Annotated in this window: 20 protein-coding genes; 15 read left to right on the top strand and 5 right to left on the bottom strand. The window is 52.0% G+C overall.

Annotated elements, in window-relative coordinates; translation table 11 throughout:
- The 12 genes from VFA_RS03755 to VFA_RS03700 all read left to right on the top strand — a co-directional run bounded on the left by VFA_RS03755 (nucleotide 1) and on the right by VFA_RS03700 (nucleotide 12,703).
- A complete protein-coding gene (locus VFA_RS03755) occupies nucleotides 1–510 on the top strand; it encodes an OmpH family outer membrane protein (RefSeq protein ID WP_004724881.1) in 510 nt (169 codons plus the stop codon).
- A gap of 10 nt (nucleotides 511–520) precedes the next feature.
- Nucleotides 521–1,555, top strand: a complete 1,035-nt coding sequence (lpxD, locus tag VFA_RS03750) for a UDP-3-O-(3-hydroxymyristoyl)glucosamine N-acyltransferase (RefSeq protein ID WP_014204560.1) — start codon at nucleotides 521–523, stop codon at nucleotides 1,553–1,555.
- A 116-nt stretch (nucleotides 1,556–1,671) separates the two neighbouring features.
- Entirely contained in the window at nucleotides 1,672–2,103 is a 432-nt protein-coding gene (gene fabZ, locus VFA_RS03745) for a 3-hydroxyacyl-ACP dehydratase FabZ (protein ID WP_004724879.1), read from the top strand.
- A gap of 1 nt (nucleotide 2,104) precedes the next feature.
- A complete protein-coding gene (gene lpxA / locus VFA_RS03740; protein ID WP_004724878.1) occupies nucleotides 2,105–2,893 on the top strand; it encodes an acyl-ACP--UDP-N-acetylglucosamine O-acyltransferase in 789 nt (262 codons plus the stop codon).
- A gap of 125 nt (nucleotides 2,894–3,018) precedes the next feature.
- On the top strand, nucleotides 3,019–4,158 hold the full coding sequence (gene lpxB / locus VFA_RS03735) for a lipid-A-disaccharide synthase (protein WP_004724877.1): 1,140 nt from the start codon (nucleotides 3,019–3,021) through the stop codon (nucleotides 4,156–4,158).
- Nucleotides 4,159–4,173: 15 nt separating this feature from the next.
- The gene (gene rnhB, locus VFA_RS03730; RefSeq protein ID WP_004724876.1) at nucleotides 4,174–4,794 is read left to right on the top strand and encodes a ribonuclease HII; all 621 of its coding nucleotides are present in this window, start codon (nucleotides 4,174–4,176) and stop codon (nucleotides 4,792–4,794) included.
- A 74-nt stretch (nucleotides 4,795–4,868) separates the two neighbouring features.
- A complete protein-coding gene (dnaE, locus tag VFA_RS03725; RefSeq protein WP_004724872.1) occupies nucleotides 4,869–8,348 on the top strand; it encodes a DNA polymerase III subunit alpha in 3,480 nt (1,159 codons plus the stop codon).
- A 44-nt stretch (nucleotides 8,349–8,392) separates the two neighbouring features.
- Entirely contained in the window at nucleotides 8,393–9,352 is a 960-nt protein-coding gene (gene accA / locus VFA_RS03720) for an acetyl-CoA carboxylase carboxyl transferase subunit alpha (protein WP_004724871.1), read from the top strand.
- Nucleotides 9,353–9,493: 141 nt separating this feature from the next.
- Complete coding sequence (tilS, locus tag VFA_RS03715) at nucleotides 9,494–10,792, top strand: tRNA lysidine(34) synthetase TilS (RefSeq protein WP_004724870.1); 1,299 nt, start codon at nucleotides 9,494–9,496, stop codon at nucleotides 10,790–10,792.
- A gap of 66 nt (nucleotides 10,793–10,858) precedes the next feature.
- On the top strand, nucleotides 10,859–11,170 hold the full coding sequence (locus tag VFA_RS03710) for a c-type cytochrome (protein ID WP_014204566.1): 312 nt from the start codon (nucleotides 10,859–10,861) through the stop codon (nucleotides 11,168–11,170).
- A gap of 110 nt (nucleotides 11,171–11,280) precedes the next feature.
- Nucleotides 11,281–11,619 (top strand): nitrogen regulatory protein P-II, encoded by a 339-nt coding sequence (glnB, locus tag VFA_RS03705; RefSeq protein ID WP_038150877.1) that lies wholly within the window; start codon nucleotides 11,281–11,283, stop codon nucleotides 11,617–11,619.
- 220 nt (nucleotides 11,620–11,839) lie between these two features.
- Complete coding sequence (locus VFA_RS03700) at nucleotides 11,840–12,703, top strand: endonuclease/exonuclease/phosphatase family protein (RefSeq protein WP_004724862.1); 864 nt, start codon at nucleotides 11,840–11,842, stop codon at nucleotides 12,701–12,703.
- On the opposite strand, the gene VFA_RS03695 is transcribed toward VFA_RS03700, so the two are convergent.
- The 3 genes from VFA_RS03695 to gloB all read right to left on the bottom strand — a co-directional run bounded on the left by VFA_RS03695 (nucleotide 12,672) and on the right by gloB (nucleotide 15,748).
- A complete protein-coding gene (locus tag VFA_RS03695) occupies nucleotides 12,672–13,358 on the bottom strand; it encodes a YIP1 family protein (protein WP_004724860.1) in 687 nt (228 codons plus the stop codon). The two genes, VFA_RS03700 and VFA_RS03695, sit on opposite strands and share 32 nt — an antisense overlap.
- Nucleotides 13,355–14,917 (bottom strand): lytic transglycosylase, encoded by a 1,563-nt coding sequence (locus VFA_RS03690; RefSeq protein ID WP_038150855.1) that lies wholly within the window; start codon nucleotides 14,915–14,917, stop codon nucleotides 13,355–13,357. Before VFA_RS03690 ends, VFA_RS03695 begins: the two co-directional genes overlap by 4 nt.
- A gap of 72 nt (nucleotides 14,918–14,989) precedes the next feature.
- Nucleotides 14,990–15,748 (bottom strand): hydroxyacylglutathione hydrolase, encoded by a 759-nt coding sequence (gene gloB, locus VFA_RS03685; protein WP_038150853.1) that lies wholly within the window; start codon nucleotides 15,746–15,748, stop codon nucleotides 14,990–14,992.
- Nucleotides 15,749–15,785: 37 nt separating this feature from the next.
- Here gloB and VFA_RS03680 point away from each other — a divergent pair, with 37 nt between their 5' ends.
- Nucleotides 15,786–16,520, top strand: coding sequence for a class I SAM-dependent methyltransferase (locus VFA_RS03680; protein WP_004724854.1), 735 nt, complete (start codon nucleotides 15,786–15,788; stop codon nucleotides 16,518–16,520).
- A gap of 18 nt (nucleotides 16,521–16,538) precedes the next feature.
- Here VFA_RS03680 and rnhA read toward each other — a convergent pair whose 3' ends face one another.
- Nucleotides 16,539–17,006, bottom strand: coding sequence for a ribonuclease HI (gene rnhA / locus VFA_RS03675; RefSeq protein ID WP_004724848.1), 468 nt, complete (start codon nucleotides 17,004–17,006; stop codon nucleotides 16,539–16,541).
- Nucleotides 17,007–17,065: 59 nt separating this feature from the next.
- Between rnhA and dnaQ the strand changes: the two genes are divergently transcribed.
- Nucleotides 17,066–17,806 (top strand): DNA polymerase III subunit epsilon, encoded by a 741-nt coding sequence (gene dnaQ, locus VFA_RS03670; protein WP_004724846.1) that lies wholly within the window; start codon nucleotides 17,066–17,068, stop codon nucleotides 17,804–17,806.
- Between the two features lie 8 nt (nucleotides 17,807–17,814).
- A complete protein-coding gene (locus tag VFA_RS03665; RefSeq protein ID WP_014204571.1) occupies nucleotides 17,815–19,065 on the top strand; it encodes a TIGR03503 family protein in 1,251 nt (416 codons plus the stop codon).
- Nucleotides 19,066–19,172: 107 nt separating this feature from the next.
- On the opposite strand, the gene fadE is transcribed toward VFA_RS03665, so the two are convergent.
- Nucleotides 19,173–21,617 (bottom strand): acyl-CoA dehydrogenase FadE, encoded by a 2,445-nt coding sequence (gene fadE, locus VFA_RS03660; protein WP_038150838.1) that lies wholly within the window; start codon nucleotides 21,615–21,617, stop codon nucleotides 19,173–19,175.
- Nucleotides 21,618–21,759 lie beyond the last annotated feature (142 nt).

Genomic DNA, 21,759 nt, shown 5'->3' with positions numbered 1-21,759 from the left:
TTGAAACACATCATCAAAGCAGCAGGTGTTAGCCTTATTGTTCTTAGCTCATCGTTTTTTGCTCAGGCTGCTGAAGCGGCGCAAAAAGTGGGATTCATTAACACCGCACAAGTGTTCCAAGCTCTGCCACAACGTGAAGTGGTTCTGCAACAAATGCAGGAAGAGTTCAAAGATAAAGCTGCTGAGTTACAAAGCATCAAAGCAGACGCTAAGACTAAAATTGAAAAACTGAAACGTGATTCTGAGCTGATGAGCCAGGATGACGTGGAAAAACTGCGTATCGAAATCGGTCAACTGGACAGCGCTTACAAGATCAAAGCACAAGCTCTAGAACAGGCATCAGCTCGCCGCGAAGCGGAAGAGAAGCAGAAACTGTTTAAAGTGATTCAAGATGCGGTCAAGAAAGTCGCTGAAAAAGAAGGCTACGATATGATTGTTGATATCAGCGCCATGCAATACGGCAAGGCGGAGTACAACATTTCAGAAAAAGTAATCAAAGCAATCAAATAATTAAAGCATTATGACAACACTAACTTTAGCCGAATTGGCAACGATTACTGGGGGCGAACTGCATGGCGATAGCCAAGCTGTGGTGCGTGGGTTAGCCCCGATGGATCGTGCGCAGGAAGGCGATATCACCTTCCTGTCGAACCCAAAATACAGTAAACATCTCGCATCATGTAAAGCGACCGTCATCATGGTGAAGGCAACTGAGCGAGAATTGTGTCCATCAAACGCCTTGGTCGTCGCCGACCCGTATGTGGCGTTCGCGAAAGTGACGCAGGCGCTGGATACCACGCCAGCGCCTGCTTCGGGTGGCATTGCGCCGAGCGCGGTCGTGGCTGACGACGCTAAGTTAGGTGAAAACGTGTCCATCGGCGCCAATGCCGTGATCGAATCCGGCGTTGAGCTGGGCGATCACGTGATCATTGGTGCGGGCTGCTTTATCGGAAAGAACGCAAAAATCGGCAATCACACCAAACTGTGGGCCAATGTCAGCATTTACCACAACGTGGTGCTGGGCGAGCATTGTTTGGTTCAGTCGAGCACCGTGATCGGTTCTGACGGTTTTGGCTATGCCAACGAGCGTGGTGAGTGGATTAAAATTCCGCAGCTAGGCTCGGTGCGTATCGGCAATCGTGTGGAAATCGGTGCGTGTACGACGATTGACCGCGGTGCGCTCGATGACACGGTGATCGAAGACAACGTGATTCTTGATAACCAACTGCAAATCGCCCATAACGTGCACATCGGATATGGTACGGCGATGGCCGGTGGTACTATCGTTGCTGGCAGTACCACGATTGGTAAATACTGCATCATTGGTGGCGCTTCTGTTTTGAATGGTCATATCCAAATTGCCGATGGTGTCACCATTACCGGTATGGGGATGGTCATGCGCAGCATTGAGGAGAAGGGCATGTATTCGTCCGGTATTCCGCTGCAAACCAATAAAGAATGGCGTAAGACAGCCGCGCGTGTGCATCGAATTGATGACATGAATAAGCGTTTGAAAGCGGTCGAAAAGCTGCTTGAGCAGAAATCGGACGCTTAATTACGTGTTTTTGCTGAAAAGGCTCGCAATGTGCGAGTCTTTTTCGTCTATAATGCCGTAAACAATTTTATGTATTTATAAATAGGAATATGACTTTGACTACTGAAAAGAAAATGATGAATATCACTGAAATTCAGGAGCTTCTTCCTCACCGTTATCCATTCTTGCTGATTGATCGCGTGACTGATTTTGAAGAAGGTAAATACCTGATTGGTTTGAAAAATGTTTCAGTGAATGAACCTCAGTTTACCGGTCATTTCCCACAGCTTCCTGTTTTCCCAGGGGTACTGATTCTTGAAGCCATGGCTCAGGCAACGGGCCTGCTGGCATTCAAAACGTTTGGTGCGCCAAAAGAAAATGAACTGTATTACTTCGCTAGCATCGATAACGCAAAATTCCGTAAGCCTGTGGGCCCGGGTGATCAACTGATCATCGAAGTGGAATTTTTGAAAGAGCGTCGTGGCATTGCACTGTTTAACGGCGTCGCTAAAGTTGATGGCGATGTGGTGTGCTCTGCTGAACTGAAATGCGCACGTAGAGAGTTTTAATATGATCCACGAAACGGCACAAATCCACCCAATGGCGGTGGTCGAAGAAGGCGCAGTGATTGGCGCTAACGTAACGGTTGGGCCGTTTACCTACATCACGTCGGGTGTCACCATCGGTGAAGGCACTGAAGTGATGTCGCATGTTGTCATCAAAGGCAACACTGTGATTGGTAAAGAGAACCGTATTTTCCCGCACGCTGTGATTGGTGAAGAAAACCAAGATAAGAAATACGGTGGTGAAGATACACGCGTGGTGGTCGGCGATCGCAACGTGATTCGCGAAGCGGTGCAAATCCACCGTGGCACAGTGCAAGATAAAGCGGCTACTGTGGTGGGCGATGACAACCTGCTGTGTGTGAATGCGCACATTGCACACGACGTGATTGTGGGCAATAACACGCACATCGGTAACAACGCCATTCTGGGTGGCCACGTGACCGTGGAAGACCACGCAGGCGTGATGGCGCTATCGGCCATTCACCCGTTCTGCACCGTCGGCGCTTACGCCTACATCGGTGGGTGTTCTGCGGTCGTGCAAGACGTACCTGCGTACGTTCTGGCGCAAGGCAACCACGCGACACCATTTGGCTTGAACTTGGTGGGCCTGAAGCGCAACGGTTTCGAGAAAGATGAAATTCGCGCACTGCAAAAAGCATACAAAGAGATTTATCGTTCGGGTAAAACTCAGGCTGAAGCACTGCCGGTCCTGAAAGAAATGGCCGAACAATGGCCATCGATTCAGCGTTTCATCACGTTACTGGAGACATCAGAGCGTGGCATCATTCGCTAAGCTTTGCTGAATTCACATCATGAAAAGATCGCCCGGCAGCGGGCGATCTTTTGTGTTTTATGGACAGTCTCTTTTTTCAAGGGATTGTCCATAACACTCATCAAGGCTTAAAGAGGACGTTTAGCGTGGAGAGACCATTACGCATTGGCATCGTCGCAGGCGAATTATCCGGTGACACATTGGGCGAAGGCTTCATCAACGCGGTGAAAGCACGCTATCCCGATGCTGAGTTTGTCGGGATTGGTGGGCCAAAAATGATCGCGCAAGGTTGCCAATCACTGTTTGATATGGAAGAGCTGGCTGTGATGGGGCTGGTGGAAGTGCTGGGCCGTCTGCCGCGTCTGCTGAAAGTGAAAGCGGAACTGGTGAAGTACTTCACCACCAATCCGCCGGATGTATTTGTTGGTATCGACGCGCCGGATTTCAATTTGCGCTTAGAGCACGATCTCAAACAGGCGGGCATCAAAACCGTTCACTACGTCAGCCCATCGGTGTGGGCGTGGCGTCAAAAACGCATCTTCAAAATTGAAGCCGCGACCAATCTGGTGCTAGCGTTCTTGCCGTTCGAAAAAGCTTTCTACGACAAATTCAACGTGCCATGTGAGTTTATTGGCCACACGCTGGCGGATGCGATTCCATTTGAATCCGACCGACGTGCGGCGCAAGACTTGCTGGGCCTTGACCCCAATCAGCGCTGGTTGGCCGTATTGCCGGGCAGTCGCGGAGGGGAAATGAAGATGCTGGCGCAGCCGTTTATCGAAACGTGTCAGCGTTTGCAACAGCGCTATCCAGACCTAGGGTTTGTGGTGGCACTGGTCAATCAAAAGCGCCGTGAACAGTTCGAAGCCGCTTGGCAACAATACGCGCCGCAACTGAATTTCGTCTTGGTGGACGATACTGCGCGTAATGTGATTACAGCGTCGAATGCAGTGATGCTGGCGTCGGGCACGGTGGCACTGGAATGTATGCTGCTCAAACGCCCGATGGTGGTTGGCTACCGCGTCAATGCGATCACCGCCTTTTTAGCCAAGCGTCTGCTGAAAACACCGTATGTGTCGCTGCCGAACATTCTGGCTGACCAAGCGCTGGTGAAAGAGCTATTGCAGGAAGATTGCACGGTCGAGAATCTGTATCACGAAGTGTGTCGTCTGCTGGATAACGACAACCGTGAGATGCTGGCGAAGTTTGACGAAATGCATCATTGGATCCGCAAAGGCGCGGATGACCAAGCCGCGAACGCGGTGCTTCATTTAATTCAACATTGATTCGGATAGACTCCCATGGCGAAGAAACCTGAAAAAGAACTGCCTCCGTTTGAGATCCCTAGCGGTTATCACTTGATTGCCGGTGTCGACGAAGTGGGCCGTGGCCCCTTGGTGGGGGATGTGGTCACCGCAGCGGTGATCTTGGATCCGAATCATCCGATTGAAGGTTTGAACGATTCGAAAAAATTGTCCGAGAAAAAACGCCTGGCGCTGCTGCCAGAAATTCAGCAAAAAGCACTGGCGTGGTCGGTTGGGCGTTGCAGCCCGCAAGAAATTGATGAGCTCAACATTTTTCAAGCGACTATGTTGGCGATGCAGCGAGCGGTCGACGGGCTGGCCATCAAACCCGACCTTGTGTTGGTGGATGGCAATAAGATTCCATCATTGCCGATGGATGCCCAGGCCGTGGTGAAAGGCGACTTGCGCGTGGCTCAAATTAGCGCCGCTTCCATCATTGCCAAAGTCGTGCGCGATCAGGAAATGGAAGAACTCGACAAAGCCTATCCGCAGTTTGGGTTTGCCAAACACAAAGGCTACCCAACCAAAGCGCATTTTGAGGCGATTGAACAACATGGTGTCATTGATCAGCACCGCCGTAGTTTTGGGCCCGTAAAACGGGTACTTGGGCTGGAATAAGCTCTGTAACTCCGCCCAGATTCACGTAGAATAACCGCCAGTCTCCAATCTCAGATACTCCAGGACAGAATTGAATGTCAGACCCGAAGTTTATCCACTTACGCATTCACAGTGATTTTTCCATGGTTGACGGCTTGTCAAAAGTGCCGCCACTGGTGAAGAAAGTGGCCGCGATGGGCATGCCAGCAATGGCGCTGACAGATTTTACCAACCTCTGTGGCTTGGTGAAGTTCTACGGCACGGCACACGGCTGCGGCGTTAAGCCGATTGTTGGCGCTGACTTTCTTGTGCGTTCGGAAGAGTTTGGCGATGAGTTGACTCGGCTCACCGTGTTGGCGAAAGACAATGTTGGGTACAAAAATCTCACGTTGCTGATTTCAGATGCCTACCTGCGTGGGCACGTGCAGAACCAACCTGTGATCGACAAAGAGTGGTTGATTAAATACGCCGAAGGTTTGATTCTCCTGTCCGGCGCCAAAGGCGGCGACATTGGCCGTGCGTTGCTCAAAGGCAACCAAGCGCTGGTGGAAAAATGCGTGGCGTTCTACCAAACCCATTTCACCGACAACTTTTACCTTGAATTGGTTCGTACTGGCCGCGCCGACGAAGAGAATTACCTGCACTTTGCTTTAGAGCTGGCTGAACAAGCCGAATTGCCGGTGGTCGCGACCAACGATGTGGTCTTTATTGACCCCGACCAATTTGATGCGCACGAAATTCGCGTCGCCATTCACGACGGTTACACGCTGGAAGATCCGCGTCGTCCGAAAAACTACAGCGCGCAGCAGTACCTTCGTAGCGAAGAGGAAATGTGCGAGCTGTTTGACGATATTCCGGAAGCACTCGAAAACAGCGTCGAGATCGCGAAGCGGTGTAACGTGACTGTGCGTTTGGGTGAATACTTCCTGCCCGCGTTCCCAACTGAAGGGATGGAAGAAACCGAGTTTCTGGTCAAGAAATCTCACGAAGGCTTAGAAGAGCGCCTAGAATTTTTGTTCCCCGATCCGGCGGTGCGCGCTGAGCGTCGCCCGGCTTACGATGAGCGTCTGGAAATTGAGCTCAAAGTGATCAACCAGATGGGCTTTCCGGGTTACTTCCTGATCGTCATGGAGTTCATTCAGTGGTCCAAAGATAACGACATTCCCGTAGGGCCTGGCCGGGGGTCAGGTGCGGGTTCCTTGGTTGCGTACGCGCTGAAAATCACCGACCTTGATCCGCTGGAATACGATCTGCTATTCGAACGTTTCCTTAACCCGGAACGGGTATCGATGCCCGATTTCGACGTCGACTTCTGTATGGATAAACGCGATCAGGTGATTGATCACGTGGCGGAGATGTATGGCCGCGACGCGGTATCGCAGATCATCACATTCGGTACCATGGCGGCCAAAGCCGTCATTCGTGACGTGGGCCGTGTGTTGGGGCATCCCTTTGGTTTCGTCGACCGGATCTCGAAAATGATTCCCCCCGATCCGGGTATGACACTGGAAAAAGCGTTCAAAGCGGAACCAGCGCTACAAGAACTGTACGACGCAGACGAAGAAGTGAAAGAACTGATCGACATGTGTCGTATTCTGGAAGGGTGTACGCGAAACGCCGGTAAGCACGCGGGTGGGGTGGTGATCTCGCCAACGGCGATCACCGATTTTGCGCCCATCTACTGTGACTCCGAAGGCCACCATCCGGTGACGCAGTTCGATAAGAACGACGTGGAATACGCTGGTCTGGTGAAGTTTGACTTCTTGGGGCTGCGAACGCTGACCATCATCGACTGGGCATTGGGCTTGATTAACCCGCGCCGTGAAAAAGCCGGTGAACCGCCCGTGCGAATTGAATCGATTCCTTTAGTGGATCCGGCCTCATTCCGCATGCTGCAAAACTCGGAAACCACCGCGGTGTTCCAGCTTGAATCGCGCGGCATGAAAGAGTTGATCAAACGTCTGCAACCCGACTGTTTTGAAGACATCATCGCCTTGGTGGCCCTGTTCCGTCCGGGCCCGCTGCAATCGGGCATGGTGGACAACTTTATCGACCGTAAACACGGCCGAGAAGCGATTTCTTACCCGGATGAAAAGTGGCAGCACGAGTCACTGAAAGAGATTTTGGAGCCGACCTACGGCATCATTCTCTATCAGGAACAGGTTATGCAGATTGCTCAGGTGCTGGCGGGCTATACGCTCGGTGGAGCGGACATGCTGCGTCGTGCGATGGGTAAGAAAAAACCAGAAGAGATGGCCAAGCAGCGTGCCGTCTTCCAGTCTGGTGCCGAAAACAACGGTGTTGACGGCGAACTGGCGATGAAAATCTTCGATCTGGTAGAGAAATTTGCTGGATATGGCTTTAACAAATCGCACTCAGCAGCCTATGCTTTAGTATCGTACCAAACCCTGTGGCTGAAAACGCACTTCCCGGCGGAATTCATGGCGGCGGTGATGACGGCGGATATGGACAACACCGAGAAAGTGGTGGGCCTTGTCGATGAATGCATGCGCATGGGGCTGACAGTGTTGCCGCCGGATATTAACTCGGGACTGTACCGATTTAACGTCGATGACACGGGCGCCATTGTGTACGGGATCGGTGCGATCAAAGGGGTGGGTGAAGGCCCGATTGAAGTGATTCTTGAAGCGCGCAACAAAGGCGGCTACTTCAAAGACCTGTTTGATTTCTGCGCGCGCATTGACATTAAGAAAGTCAACAAACGTGTGATTGAAAAGCTGATTTTAGCTGGCGCACTGGATCGCTTGGGGCCGCACCGTGCGGCGATGATGGCGTCACTTGATGATGCGGTGAAAGCTGCCAGTCAGCACCATCAGGCGGAAGCGTTTGGTCAAGCAGACATGTTTGGCGTGTTGACCGATGCGCCGGAAGAAGTTGAACGAAAATACATTCAGGTTCCTGAGTGGCCGGAGAAGGTCTGGTTGGAAGGGGAGCGCGAAACGCTCGGCCTTTATTTGACCGGGCACCCGATTAACGCCTATCTCAAGGAACTCAATAAGTACACCAGTTGTCGATTGAATGAAGCCATGCCGACGCGTCGCGATCAATCGCTGACTGTGGCTGGGTTGGTGATTGCCGCCCGCGTGATGACCACCAAGCGGGGGAACCGCATCGGGTTGATGACGCTGGATGACCGCAGCGGCCGAATGGAAGTGATGCTGTTTTCTGATGCGCTGGATCGGTATGCAGAATTGTTAGAAAAAGATAAAATTCTGGTGATTTCCGGACAGGTCAGCTTTGATGACTTCAATGGTGGCCTTAAAATGTCGGCGCGCGAAGTCATGGACTTGGGCAGCGCGCGTGAAAAATATGCCCGTGGTTTATCGATCTCGATTGAACAGTCACAGGTTGATGAACAGTTTTTTGAGCGCTTTAGTCAGATCTTAGAGCCTCACCGAGCAGGGACTGTCCCTGTCAATGTATACTACCAGCGCCCCGATGCGCGCGCGCGCCTGACGTTAGGCACTGAATGGCGTGTGACTCCAAGCGATACATTGTTAGACGAATTAAAACAGCTACTTGGCAATGACCAGGTAGAACTTGAATTTAACTAAAATTCAGCTGCGCGATGGTGAGCTGAGTAAAAAAGGATCGGTAGATGAGCCTAAATTTTCTAGAATTTGAAAAACCTATTGTAGAACTGGAAGCTAAAATTCAGGCGCTTCGTGACGTGTCTCGTCATGGCGGTGGAACTTCCGTAGATCTTGAAAAAGAGATCGAACAGCTAGAAAAGAAAAGCCTAGAGCTTAAAAAGAAAATTTTCGGTGATTTAGGGGCATGGCAAGTGGCACAGATGGCTCGCCATCCACAACGTCCTTACACCTTAGATTACATCAACAACATGTTTACGGAGTTCGATGAACTGGCCGGTGACCGTGCATTTGCTGACGACAAAGCGATCGTGGGCGGCATGGCTCGCTTAGATGGTCGCCCTGTGATGGTGATTGGTCATCAGAAAGGCCGTGAAACCCGTGAAAAAGTAAAACGTAACTTTGGGATGCCAAAGCCAGAAGGTTACCGTAAAGCCCTGCGTTTGATGGAAATGGCTGAGCGTTTCAACATGCCAATCATTACCTTCATCGACACGGCGGGTGCCTACCCAGGTGTTGGCGCAGAAGAGCGTGGTCAATCAGAAGCGATCGCGAAAAACCTGAAAGTGATGGCTGGCCTGACCGTGCCAGTGATCTGTAACGTGGTCGGTGAAGGCGGCTCTGGTGGCGCACTGGCAATTGGTGTGGGTGACTATGTCAACATGCTGCAATACTCGACTTACTCGGTGATTTCACCTGAAGGGTGTGCGTCGATTCTGTGGCGTGATGCGGATAAAGCACCACAAGCTGCAGAAGCGATGGGCCTGATTGCGCCGCGCCTGAAAGAGCTGGAACTGATCGACGAAGTGATTGAAGAGCCACTGGGTGGCGCGCACCGCGATCACGTGCAAATGGCAGAGAACATGAAAGCAACGCTACTGCGTCAGTTGGCGGATCTGGAACAACTAGACCACGAATCGCTGCTTGAACGCCGTTACCAACGCTTGATGAGCTACGGTTACTGCTAAGCACTGCTTGCAATTGGATGGAAAAAGGTCGGACATTGTCCGGCCTTTTTGTTTTTCCGCATGAGACCCCATTCAGCCCGCTGCCTGCGTCAGCGCTTTACGGTATACTCAAGCGGTTCTTTTGACTCAATCGACATTGCCATGGATTTGTACGCCCATACTCGTCAGTTACTTGATGCACAGCCCTCACGCTATTTTGTGCTCGCCTTCAGTGGCGGCGTCGATTCGCGTGTGTTACTTGCGTTGATCGCGCGTTATCGTCAAGAGCGTGACATCAGCGTGCAAGCGGTGCATGTTCACCATGGGTTGAGTGTGAATGCCGATGAGTGGGCACAGCGCTGCCAGCACTGGTGCCAAGCCGCTCACGTGCCACTCGCCATTGAACGCGTCAGTTTGGCGACTGCCAGTGGCGAAAGCATTGAAAAGTTGGCGCGTGAGGCGCGTTATGCTGCGTTGGCGACACACATGCACCCTGGCAGCACGCTTTTGCTGGGTCAGCATGCCGATGATCAACTGGAAACGTTTTTGTTAGCGTTGAAACGTGGCAGCGGGCCGAAAGGGTTGGCCTCCATGGCGCAGCAAGCCCCGTTTTCTTGTGGTCAATTATTGCGTCCATTGCTGAGTGTCTCCCGTGCGCAGATCGAGCATTTTGCCCTGCAGCATCATCTGCAATGGGTCGAAGATGAAAGCAATCAGGATGAGCGCTATGAGCGGAATTTTTTGCGTCATCGCGTGACACCGATATTGAGTGAGCGCTGGCCAAGCATTCGTCAGGCGGTTCAGCGCAGCGCACAGCTCTGTGCCGAGCAAGACGAATTGCTGGCAGAACTGCTGCGCGATGCGCTGCACGCGGCGACCCAAGGGGATGGCAGCTTGTCGGTCGCCGTATTGACGTCGCACAGCGATGTACTACGTCGCCAATTGTTGCGTTATTGGTTGGCTGCGCAAGGACTTGCGATGCCCAGCCGCGTACAGTTAGACGTGTTGTGGCGCGAAGTGGCATTGGCAGAGGCGGATGCCAACCCGAAACTCAAGCTGGGGGAGTGCGAGATTCGCCGTTTTCAGCAGCGCTTGTATTGCGTGCCATTGGTGCAAGATGTGTCGGCTTGGCAGCAGCCCTTGGTGTTTGGCTGTGCGTTGGCTTTGCCGGATCACCTCGGGCAGTTGACTCTTGCTAAAAGCGAGCAAGGGACACTGCGTTGTCCTTCAGACCCCGAACATTTGTGGGTCACGTTTAATCCTGAAGGTCTGTCAGCTTGTCCCGTAGGCCGAGTGGGAACGCGTAAATTAAAAAAACTCTTTCAGGAATATCAAGTGCCTAGCTGGCTAAGACGCCGTATGCCGATCGTGATGCATCACCAGAACGTGGTGGCGGTAGCAAATTTGTTCGTGGATCGTGACTTCAGCGGGCAAGATTGTGAACTCATCTGGGACAAGTGATGTTTTTTCGTGCCAAAATTGCATTCATAAATACGTATAATCACTATGGACAAATAAGGGTGAGCAATGAATAAAGTCGCAATGGGAATGATGTTGGGTTTATCGCTGTTGGCTGGCAATGCAGTGGCTGGTGATGCGGCGGCAGGGAAAGCCAAAGCAGCGGTCTGTGCCGCTTGTCATGGCGCAGATGGGATCGCGGTGATCCCGGGGTATCCAAACCTCAAGGGCCAGAATGAGCAGTACATCGTGACTTCCATTAAGGCCTACAAAAACAAAGAGCGTACCGGTGGTTTAGCGGTCGTGATGCAAGCGCAGGCATCGATGCTGAGCGATGATGACATTGCCAACCTTGCGGCGTACTTTGCAAGCCTGAAGTGATCGCCTCCTTGAGTTTGTGAGACAGCCCAAGCCTTGCTTGGGCTTTTTATTGATTGTTTACAACGGCTAGCAGATAATGCCAGCAACGAAACGAAGTTTAAGGGATGAACATGAAAAAAATCGAAGCCATTATCAAGCCATTTAAACTCGATGATGTCCGTGAAGCGTTGGCGGAAGTGGGAATTACCGGGATGACGGTATCCGAAGTGAAAGGATTCGGTCGCCAGAAAGGCCATACGGAGCTGTATCGCGGCGCGGAATACATGGTCGACTTCCTGCCTAAAGTGAAACTGGAAATCGTCGTGACTGAAGATGTGGCTGATCAATGCGTCGATACCATTATCGAAACCGCGCAAACCGGTAAGATTGGTGACGGTAAGATTTTCATCACCAATGTTGAACGTGTCATTCGTATTCGCACGGGCGAAGAAGATGAAGATGCGATTTAAGCCAAAGATGTCATAAAAATAAGGAGCTTCGGCTCCTTATTTTTTTTGCGGGTGTAAAACCTGTTGTGGCCGTTTTCACTTGAGCGCTCACTTTGACGAGTGCTATGGTTTGTCGGTGCTGTGGCTCGATAGGGCATGGTTTTATAGCGCATGCCTCGACAGTGAATGGCTCGATAGTGCAAAGGTGAGGTCGTGCCATGTTGTGTAAGTTGGATTGCTGATGAAAAAACGTCTTCTGTGGTTAGTGCTGCCGATTGGGGTGATTTTGGCGCTGATTGGTTTTTCGCTGGTGTTTACCGTTCCCGCTGAACCCCAATTGTTCACGATCGGAAAAAATGAGCGTGGTCAGCCCTTGGTGTGTTACCACGATCCCGATGCTGAGGCATTGGATGACAACGGGACGCTGAAGCTGGTGGTGTGGAATATCTACAAGCAAAACCGCGACACTTGGCAGGCGGAGCTCAATCGCTTTAGTCACGATGCGCAATTGGTCTTGCTGCAAGAAGCGAGCATGACCCCTGCCTTGCAGCGCTGGATCTCCGAACACCATTGGGGGGGCACGCGAGTCAACGCATTTCAGGTGCTGGGTGAGTCGGCGGGCGTGTTGAATTTATCGCGTCACATGCCGCAACTGGCGTGTGGCTACACGGAAATGGAGCCGTGGTTGCGCCTGCCTAAATCCGGCATCTACGCCTTGTATCCGCTGAGCAATGGTCAAGTGCTGGCGGTGGTGAATCTGCACGCGGTGAACTTTTCATATGGTACGCAGGAGTATCGCGAACAACTCACGGCGCTGATTCAAGAGCTGCGCCAGCATAAAGGGCCGATCCTCGTGGCCGGTGACTTTAACAGTTGGAGTGAAAAGCGGACCCAAGTGTTGCGCGATGCGCTGAGCGCCCTCGGGATGCAGGAAGCGACCTTCAGTCCGGATAACCGAGCTCGTTTTATTAATGGCTTACCACTCGATCATGTGTTTTATAAACAACTGACGCTGAAAAAAGCAAAAGCGCCCGAATCGGACGCTTCTGATCATAACCCATTGTTACTTGAATTCAGCTTATCAGGATATACAGCGCCCAGATAAGGTAGAACGCAATCCATGGCAGGGTGGCAATCACCAATGCTTGGCCGCGCTCTAACGGGGTCCAAGTGCCGACGGCCGCATAACCCAGCACAATGTACCATGGCAGCAAAATCGGGAATGCGCTGGCAAATTGTGACCAATCGCTGGTCAATGGCAGTTTCAATAAGCCGTTGAGGCTGTTGAGATCCGCCGCGTAGCTCATCACATGGCCATGTTTGAGGATCAAGCTGGCATAGCTGGCCAGATCGCCGAGTACGGCCGGAAAGATCACAACCGTGCTGGCAGCAAACCATTTCCAGAATCCCATCGTCGGCTGCACGGGCTTGGTTGCCAAACGAAACCACAAAGCCAAGACAAAAATGGTCAAGGTGCGGCTAACGATGTCGCTGATGATCTCACTTGCCATCAATGTGTTGGCTTCAAGCAAGTCCAACTGCGCGGGGTTCGTGCTTGCCAGTTGCGCGGCCAGTCCCTGTTTGAGCCACTCAAAATTGACATTGTCAAAGTAGGCCCCCCAGAACAGGAACGGTGTGATCATCAAGACAATGTAGGTTTGCCATCCCCACATGCCGCGCTGGTAGAGCGCAGCAAAGCAGTCGCTGGGGGAACGGAAAATGTCCACTAACATGATGAGTGGGTTTGCAGAGGGTTTCATACACTCACCTTCGTGACGTCCACGTACAGTTTCAATTTTTGACCTGGTTTCAGGTACTTCTGGTTGGCCAAATCGTTCCACTTGACGATGTCGTGTGTTTTGACACTAAAACGCGCCGCAATGTCACTCAGCGTGTCGCCATTACGAACTTGATAGAACACGGTTCGAATGATGGCGCCATCGGTACTGTCTTTCCAAATCACCAGCTTTTGCCCCACGCGTAATGTATCGCGCGGGCCCATGCCGTTCCATTTCGCCAACGCTTGGTGAGAGACGTTATTGGCACGAGCAATGGTCCACAGGCTGTCGCCTGAGCGTACGGTGTGGGTTAATTTGTATTTGCCTCTTGCCAGCGATTGCGTTTTAGCCAGACGATTGCTCGCACTGAGCGCGTACGCTTTCTCATCTTTGACCGAGGTGGGGATCATCAAATACTGGCCGACACGGATGGAGGTGCCGGACAAATTGTTCGCCGTTTGAATCACTTTGGTGGTGGTGCTGTGTTTGGTCGCGATCACGCTGAGTGTGTCGCCACTTTTCACTTTGTAGCGCACCAATTTCATGCCTTTGCCGCGATTTTCTTCGACATTTTGTTGGAAACGCGCCACCGTATCGATTGGCAGTAACAGTTGGAATGGTCCATCCGGTGCTGTCGCCCATTGGTTATAGGCCGGGTTATAGCTTTGCAGCTCTTTGACGCTGATGCCGGCATAATTGGCGGCAATCGCTAAATCAAGCTGCTCTTCTGGATCCACCAATTTCAACACGGGTTTGTTGGCAATCGCGCGCAGCGAGACGCCGTATCGTTCTTGATTGGCAATGATGTCTGCCAGTGCGAGTAATTTCGGCACGTAGCCACTGGTCTCTTTGGGTAAATCGAGTGAGAAGAAGTCGGTCGGTTTACCCAAATTGGTGTTTTTACGAATGGCGCTGGAGACACGTCCGCCGCCACTGTTATAGGCCGCAATGGCGTTGTACCAATCGCCGTTAAAACGATTGCTTAAGTAAGTGAGGTAATCGAGTGCAGCATCGGTAGCAGCATCGACATCGCGGCGACCGTCATACCAGAAGTTTTGCTCAAGCCCGTACATTTTGCCGGTGCCCGGCACAAACTGCCATAACCCGGCAGCGCTGCCGTGGGAGTATGCAAAGGCATCGAAAGAGCTTTCAACGATCGGCAACAGCGCGAGTTCAAGCGGCAAATTGCGTTGTTCGATTTTCTCAGTGATGAGGTACAGAAAGGGCTCGGCGCGCTTGGCGACGATCTCTAAATGGCCGGGGTGTTTGATATACCATGTCCGGTAGTAGTCGACGGTTTTGTCGTCCGGAATGGGGAGCTGGAGTTGCATGGCAATGCGCTGCCACACGTCGTCCTGCTCCTGAGGCGTCAGCACTTTAGGCGCGACAACCACCGGTGTTTTTTTAGGTTTGGTGGGTGGTGTGACCTGAGATGCTGGCGTGTTTTCCTCGTTGGTCTCTGATGTATTTTGACTCAAGGGCTGGGTAAGTTGGCATCCGGCTAATAGTAGTGCAATTACCCAGCTGAATTGTACTCGCATGTAAGACAGCCTTTTTAATTCTTGGCTGCTGATAATACTTTCGGGATGAATGGCCTGACAAGCAAGAAAACGTCAAAATTCGTTCTTCCACTCACGTAATGCGGTAAATATTGAGAGTGCATCGGTTTGTGGCGTGCGGTTGGCTACCGACTTCATCACACTTGGTTCTTGTGTTCTCAAAAATGGGTTAATCCATTTTTCGCGGCGCACGGTGCTGGGCAAGGTGGCATAGCCTTGCCCACGCAGGCGAATGACTTCATCGCGATAGATCTGTAATTGTTCATTGTCTGGCTCCACTGCCATCGCAAACGCCACGTTGCTGGCGGTGTATTCATGGGCGCAGTACACCTCGGTTTCTTCGGGCAGCGCGACCAATTTGCTGAGTGAGGTGAACATCTGTTCCATGGTGCCCTCAAACACGCGGCCGCAGCCAGCCGAAAACAGCACATCCCCACAAAAGAGCTTGCCATCGCCAACGTAACCGATGTGGCCGAGTGTGTGACCGGGTAGCCCCAACACCATAAAGCGCTCATCAAACAGCTCGATTTGATCGCCTGCGTCGACTGGGTGGGTCAGAGTGGGAATGGGCTCTTGCGATGGGCCCACCACATCCACGTTTGGGTACTGACGCACCAACTCCGGCACTCCCCCGATGTGGTCGTGATGATGGTGGGTGATCAGAATCGCTTCTAAGGTTAAATCGTGCTGAGACAAGTACGCTAAGACCGGCGCAGCATCGCCCGGATCGACCACGGCACAACGGCGATCGCTATTTTGTATCAGCCAGATGTAATTATCATTAAATGCGGGTATGCTTTTGATATGTAACATGAGTTATCTCCAGTCACCGTGGTGAAGCGAGTTAGCAATGAAACCAGCGCGCAGCGAAAAAAATCTTGAGAAACCCCATTCTTGGTCTCAATTGAAGAACGGCCAATGGGTGAGTGAGTCGATTCAAACTCGGCTCGATGAATGGTGCCCGAAACTCTTCGGTTACCACATGCTAAAACTGGGTGGCCTGAGCTGCGAGCTCGTGAGTTGTAATTGTAATATTCAACACCAAGTTCAACTCGATATCCAGAACCCTTTGCACAACGTGATTGCCGATGCGTACGATTTGCCGTTTCTGGAAAAGAGCATTGATGCGGTGATTGTCGCGCATCAGTTGGACTATTGTAACGATCCGCACAGCATCTTACGGGAAGTCGACCGCGTGCTCATCGACGATGGTTACATTATTTTGACCGGATTTAATCCGCTGAGTTTAACTGGGCTCGCGAGTTTGATGCCGTGGCGCAAGCACAATTTGCCATGGAGTGGGCGAATGTTCACCCCAAACCGCATCAAAGACTGGCTGAGTGTGTTGAATTATCAAGTGATTGAATGCGACCAATACGCGCTGTTTCCGATGCAAAAATATCGCCCGCTGTGGACGTGGCTGGAAAACAGTTTCGGGGATTGCGGCGCGCCGTTTGGCAGCCTGTATTTTATCGTCGCCCGCAAACGCACCTATCCGCTCAAGCCGATTAAACCCCATTGGCGTCTGAAACGACGTTTGTCACCTGTTGGGGTCAACTACCGAGTTAAATCGGATTCGCAATAAAAAAAGAAGTGAGTGAACTCACTTCTCTGGTTGGTAGCCGACGTCGTCTTCGGTTGGATTTTCTGCCGCGCTGCGTGCCAGTTCGTCACACATTTCGTTTTCACGATGGCCAGCATGGCCTTTGACCCAATGCCATTCCACCTGATGACGGGCGGTTTCGGCGTCTAAGGCTTGCCATAAATCGGCATTTTTTACCGGTTTTTTGTCCGCCGTTTTCCAGCCGCGTTTTTTCCAATTGTGGATCCACTGCGTGATGCCTTGGCGCACATATTGACTGTCGGTGGTTAAACTCACGTGGCACGGCTCTTTGAGCGTTTTTAAGGCCACGACGGCCGCCATCATTTCCATGCGGTTGTTTGTGGTCAGGCGATAGCCTTTGGCGAGGGTTTTCTCGACTTGTTTATAGCGCATGACGACGCCATAGCCCCCCGGCCCCGGGTTGCCTAAACAGGAACCATCAGTGAAAATTTCCACCTGTTTCTTCATGATTATTTGATACTATTGGGTTTCGCACACAATTGGCATAGTCTGACACACATATCCTCATGAATACTAGCAACAATTCTGAATACAGTCGCATTGTGGTTCTCGATACCGAAACCACAGGTATGAACCTCGAAGGCGGCCCACACTACGAAGGCCACCGTATCATTGAGATCGGTGCCGTCGAAATCATCAACCGGAAGCTGACTGGGCGTCATTTTCACGTCTACCTCAAGCCAGACCGTGCCATTCAAGACGAAGCGATTGAAGTACACGGGATTACGGATGAATTTCTGGTCGATAAACCGGAATATAAAGATGTGCATGAGGAGTTTTTGGACTTCATTCGCGGCGCTGAATTGGTCGCGCATAACGCGCCCTTCGACGTCGGCTTCATGGATTATGAATTCAGCAAGCTGAGCATTCCGACGGCGAAAACCGATGAACTGTGTAAGGTGACCGATACGTTGGCCATGGCGAAGAAAATCTTCCCGGGCAAACGGAACAATCTCGACGTCTTGTGTGATCGCTACGGCATTGATAACTCGCATCGTACGCTCCACGGGGCATTGCTCGATGCGGAAATTCTGGCGGATGTGTATCTGTTGATGACCGGTGGCCAGACGTCACTGCAATTTTCAGGGAGTTCGCAAGAGAACGGAATGGGAGCGGGGGCAATAAAACGCGTCGCCGAAGGACGAAAAGCGCTAAAGGTTTTGCGCGCAACGGCCGATGAAATACAAGCACACCAGGATCGCCTGGATATCGTAGAAAAAAGTGGCACTTGCCTTTGGCGTCAGTAGGAGAAGCTATGTTGAGGATGGGATTGGCTTTATGGGCATTGCTGCTCAGCGCGAGCGTATTTGCCAGCAATGAGTCAAGTATGTCCTTGTTGGACAATCGGTTCCGCGTCGACCCGACCATCACTCAGATTACGTTCGTCGTCTACCGGGAGAACAACTCTCAACCGGTGGTGCTGGTGCGCCCGGATGGCAAAAAGTATTACGCATGGCGCAGCCCAGACAACGTGCGTTGGTATGAAGAGCCGTCGATGGACATCATTTCCATCGATAACCCGATGCCGGGCCCGTGGCAAGCCGTGGGAAAAGTGTCGCCCAAGAACAACATCAAACTGATTTCGCATTTGCAACTGGCCGCCGATGCGCTGCCAAACCGCCTTTATCAAGGTGAACAACTCAAATACACCGCTCGTTTGACGTCTGACGGTAAGCCGCTGCTGCTGCGTGACTTCCTCGATCGTGTCAACCTGAAGGTGACGTTCACCAAGTACATCGAAAATGAAGACCAATTGGTCAAAGAGGCACGCCCCGTACCCACCGTGATTGGTGAATTTGCCGATGACGGGCAGGGACTGGATGAAAAACCGGGCGATGGTGTGTTTACCGTGGCGCTCCCCATTTCACCCGAGCCGGGGAAATATCGTGTGCGCATTACCTCCGGAAACGGGGTCTTTTTACGCGCGCAAGAGCAAGAAGTGTTGGTGTACCCAAGCCCTATCTCCACCACCTTTATTCAATCCCGGGAAAATGATCAGCCGCACCTGATCGTGTTCAGTGGCGAGCAGGGCATGATTCAACCCGGCTCGATGGCGGCGCACGTTGAACACAGCAATCCGGATAAAGCGGTGATCGTCACACAGGGGCAATCGGATAAAGATGCGCTTAAAGTCTCGTTGACCATTCCGTATTCAGGCAACTTTGGCAATTATGCTTGGCATGGCAAGTTGTATGCGACCGACTTGGCCACCCAGCGTCCGCTCTATTTCCCAATCAAAGAGCACACCTACAGTGTGGTCGGGGACATTGACCTCGAAACCACGCGCCGAATGCAGGAAGAAGAAGCGGCCAAGCAACGTAAGATTGCGCAGGAAAAACTGATCATTCAGATGCGCGAAGAGGCGCGTCAACGCAACATCATGTATATCGCCGTGGGCAATGTGGTGGTGATTGTTCTGGTGTTGGTGGGATGGCTGGTGAGCCGTAAACTGCGTGCCAGCAAAGAAGCCACGCCAGAGATGCAGCTCAACATGCCGAAGAAATAATGGCTTGAGTATTTAGAGATAAAAAGAAAAGGAGGCATTCAGCCTCCTTTTTTTGTTGCTCAGCGGCGCTTATTTACTCGCTGGCTGGCTCGTCTTCTTGCGCGTGGTCACGCGACCTCGACCAGCTTGGGTTGTGACTTTTTTGCTGCTAACTCCTGCGGCGCAAAGTCATCCACATTGATGGTGTATAAGCGGTGCTGCTCGGCTTCGATCAGCAGTTCGGCTTCTTGCTCGGTGATCAGCTTTTGCTCAAGGCCACGTTGTGCCACTTGATCCAATTGCGTGAATGGGCGACGCTCGTTCAGTGCTTTGCATACCTTGTCGAACACCGGTTCTGCTTGCAGAATCACATTCAACGCCAGTTCAATCTTGCCGACCGCGTTATGTGCAGTTGGTTCGAGGTACTGATGACGACCGATGCGTGAGCGGGTCGCACTTGGCGTTTGAATGATCTGCGCCACTTTGCTGTCGAGCTTGTCGTTTGGTGCTTTGCGCACGCGGCCAAAGGGCATGATCAAGACACGCAGGGCTTTGCCGATCACCTTGTTCGGGAAGTTCGCCAAGAACTCATCAATCGCCACTTCGGTCTGTTTCAAGCTGTCTTGCAGCCCCCAGTGCACCAAGGCCAAATCTTCCGCTGGGCGACCATCATTCTCAAAGCGCTTCAGCGTTGCTGAGCTGAGATAAAGTTGGCTTAAAATATCACCCAAACGCGCGGACAGGCGCTCTTTACGTTTCAGGGAACCACCCAGTACAGCCATGGAAATATCGGCCAGCAGGGCAAGGTTTGCACTGTAACGGTTGAGTTGCTGATAGTAACGTTTGGTGGCGTCTTTGGTTGGCGCTGCAGAGCCGAACCCGTCGGTCAGGCCAAACCAGATGCTGCGCACCAAGTTACTCATGGTAAAGCTGACATGGCCAGCCAGCGCGGCGTCAAATTGTTCGACCGCATTGGCGCTGTCTGAATACGCTGCTTCCATCTCTTTCAAGACGTACGGATGGCAGCGAATAGCACCCTGACCAAAGATGATCATGGAGCGGGTCAGAATGTTGGCGCCTTCCACGGTGATCGCGATAGGGGAACCTTGGTAACCTCGCGCAAGGAAGTTCGATGGGCCCAAACAGATGCCTTTGCCGCCGACGATGTCCATTGCATCGATGATTGAACGCTGGCCGCGGTGGGTACAGTGATACTTCACAATCGCAGAAATAACCGATGGTTTTTCGCCAGCATCAATCCCCGCGACGGTGAGGTTGCTCGCTGCATCCATCACGTAAGCGTTCCCTGCAAGGCGCGCCAAAGGTTCTTCAATCCCTTCCATATGGCCAATGGGTTGCTTGAACTGACGACGAATGCGCGCATAAGCGCCCGTTGCCATTGCCGCCGCTTTGATGCCGCCAGTCGAGTTCGATGGCAGAGTAATACCGCGACCCACTGATAAACATTCCACCAGCATGCGCCAACCTTGGCCGGCCATCGATGGACCACCGATGATGAAGTCCAGCGGCACAAATAGATCGTTCGCGCGCGTCGGGCCGTTTTGGAACGGCACGTTCAATGGGAAGTGACGATTGCCGATTTCTACCCCTTTGAGGTGTGTCGGGATCAGAGCACACGTGATGCCAATCTCTTTTTGGTCGCCCAATAGCCCGTCAGGGTCGCGCAGTTTAAAGGCCAAACCAAGAACCGTCGCAACTGGCGCCAGCGTGATGTAGCGTTTGTTCCATGTCAGGCGCATGCCCAGCACTTCTTTGCCTTCCCATTCGCCTTTGCACACGATGCCGTAATCTGGAATCGAGCCCGCATCAGAGCCCGCTTCTGGGCTGGTCAGTGCGAAACATGGAATCTCTTTGCCTTCCGCCAAACGAGGGAGGTAGTAATCTTTCTGATCGTCGGTGCCGTAATGTTGCAGCAGTTCGCCCGGGCCGAGAGAGTTCGGCACGCCGACGGTGGAAGAGAGCACGCCCGATACGCCCGTCAGCTTTTGCAGCACCAGCGATTGCGCGTACGCGGAAAATTCCAAGCCGCCGTACTGCTTCTTAATGATCATGGCGAAGAATTTGTGGTCTTTCAGGTATTGCCACACTTCCGGAGGCAAATCCGCCAATTCGTGAGTCACCTGATAGTCGTTCACCATAGCGCACACTTCGTTCACTGGGCCATCCAGGAACGCTTGTTCTTCGGCAGAAAGTGCGGGTGCTTTGATATGGCTCAGCTGTTGCCAGTCCGGTTTGCCTTTGAACAGTTCGGCTTCCCACCACACGGTGCCAGCATCAAGCGCTTCTTTTTCTGTCTGCGACATCGCAGGCAGTACTTTTTTGAATACCTTTAGTGTCTTACCGCTGATGAGACTTTGACGGATTGACGGGACTGCCAATACCGCGATAGCGGCTAAGTACAGCGCCCAGCTGATGATACCCGCTGGGCCAAACAACGACAGGACCAACATGGTCACGGTCAGTGCGGCTAAGGCAGTCATTAATGAGGTTCTGTGGTACAGGCAGCCGCTTAACACGACCACGAACCCTAAGATTGAGAGCAAGATGTCCATATTTTTATCCTTTGTGCAGACCGGAATTTGGTTTACATATTTGGTGGTCTTACCAGTTAGAGTGTAATCAAAGTATTAATGAAATGTAAAACCTTGCTGTGTTTAAAAAGTGATCTGAATAGAGCAAAAATTCTAATTTGTG

The sequence above is a fragment of the Vibrio furnissii CIP 102972 genome, from assembly GCF_000176175.1.
Classification (GTDB): Bacteria; Pseudomonadota; Gammaproteobacteria; order Enterobacterales; family Vibrionaceae; genus Vibrio; species Vibrio furnissii.
The sequence above is the reverse complement of the archived record's forward strand: the minus strand, read 5'-3'. Positions and strand labels throughout refer to the sequence as shown.

Bases quoted from the DNA above. Each gene is read 5' to 3' on its own strand.
- lpxD (WP_014204560.1), top strand. From the start codon at position 521: ATGACAACACTAACTTTAGCCGAATTGGCAACGATTACTGGGGGCGAA.
- fabZ (WP_004724879.1), top strand. From the start codon at position 1,672: ATGAATATCACTGAAATTCAGGAGCTTCTTCCTCACCGTTATCCATTC.
- lpxA (WP_004724878.1), top strand. From the start codon at position 2,105: ATGATCCACGAAACGGCACAAATCCACCCAATGGCGGTGGTCGAAGAA.
- rnhB (WP_004724876.1), top strand. From the start codon at position 4,174: ATGGCGAAGAAACCTGAAAAAGAACTGCCTCCGTTTGAGATCCCTAGC.
- dnaE (WP_004724872.1), top strand. From the start codon at position 4,869: ATGTCAGACCCGAAGTTTATCCACTTACGCATTCACAGTGATTTTTCC.
- accA (WP_004724871.1), top strand. From the start codon at position 8,393: ATGAGCCTAAATTTTCTAGAATTTGAAAAACCTATTGTAGAACTGGAA.
- tilS (WP_004724870.1), top strand. From the start codon at position 9,494: ATGGATTTGTACGCCCATACTCGTCAGTTACTTGATGCACAGCCCTCA.
- VFA_RS03710 (WP_014204566.1), top strand. From the start codon at position 10,859: ATGAATAAAGTCGCAATGGGAATGATGTTGGGTTTATCGCTGTTGGCT.
- glnB (WP_038150877.1), top strand. From the start codon at position 11,281: ATGAAAAAAATCGAAGCCATTATCAAGCCATTTAAACTCGATGATGTC.
- VFA_RS03700 (WP_004724862.1), top strand. From the start codon at position 11,840: ATGAAAAAACGTCTTCTGTGGTTAGTGCTGCCGATTGGGGTGATTTTG.
- VFA_RS03695 (WP_004724860.1), bottom strand. From the start codon at position 13,358: ATGAAACCCTCTGCAAACCCACTCATCATGTTAGTGGACATTTTCCGT.
- VFA_RS03690 (WP_038150855.1), bottom strand. From the start codon at position 14,917: ATGCGAGTACAATTCAGCTGGGTAATTGCACTACTATTAGCCGGATGC.
- gloB (WP_038150853.1), bottom strand. From the start codon at position 15,748: ATGTTACATATCAAAAGCATACCCGCATTTAATGATAATTACATCTGG.
- VFA_RS03680 (WP_004724854.1), top strand. From the start codon at position 15,786: ATGAAACCAGCGCGCAGCGAAAAAAATCTTGAGAAACCCCATTCTTGG.
- rnhA (WP_004724848.1), bottom strand. From the start codon at position 17,006: ATGAAGAAACAGGTGGAAATTTTCACTGATGGTTCCTGTTTAGGCAAC.
- dnaQ (WP_004724846.1), top strand. From the start codon at position 17,066: ATGAATACTAGCAACAATTCTGAATACAGTCGCATTGTGGTTCTCGAT.
- VFA_RS03665 (WP_014204571.1), top strand. From the start codon at position 17,815: ATGTTGAGGATGGGATTGGCTTTATGGGCATTGCTGCTCAGCGCGAGC.
- fadE (WP_038150838.1), bottom strand. From the start codon at position 21,617: ATGGACATCTTGCTCTCAATCTTAGGGTTCGTGGTCGTGTTAAGCGGC.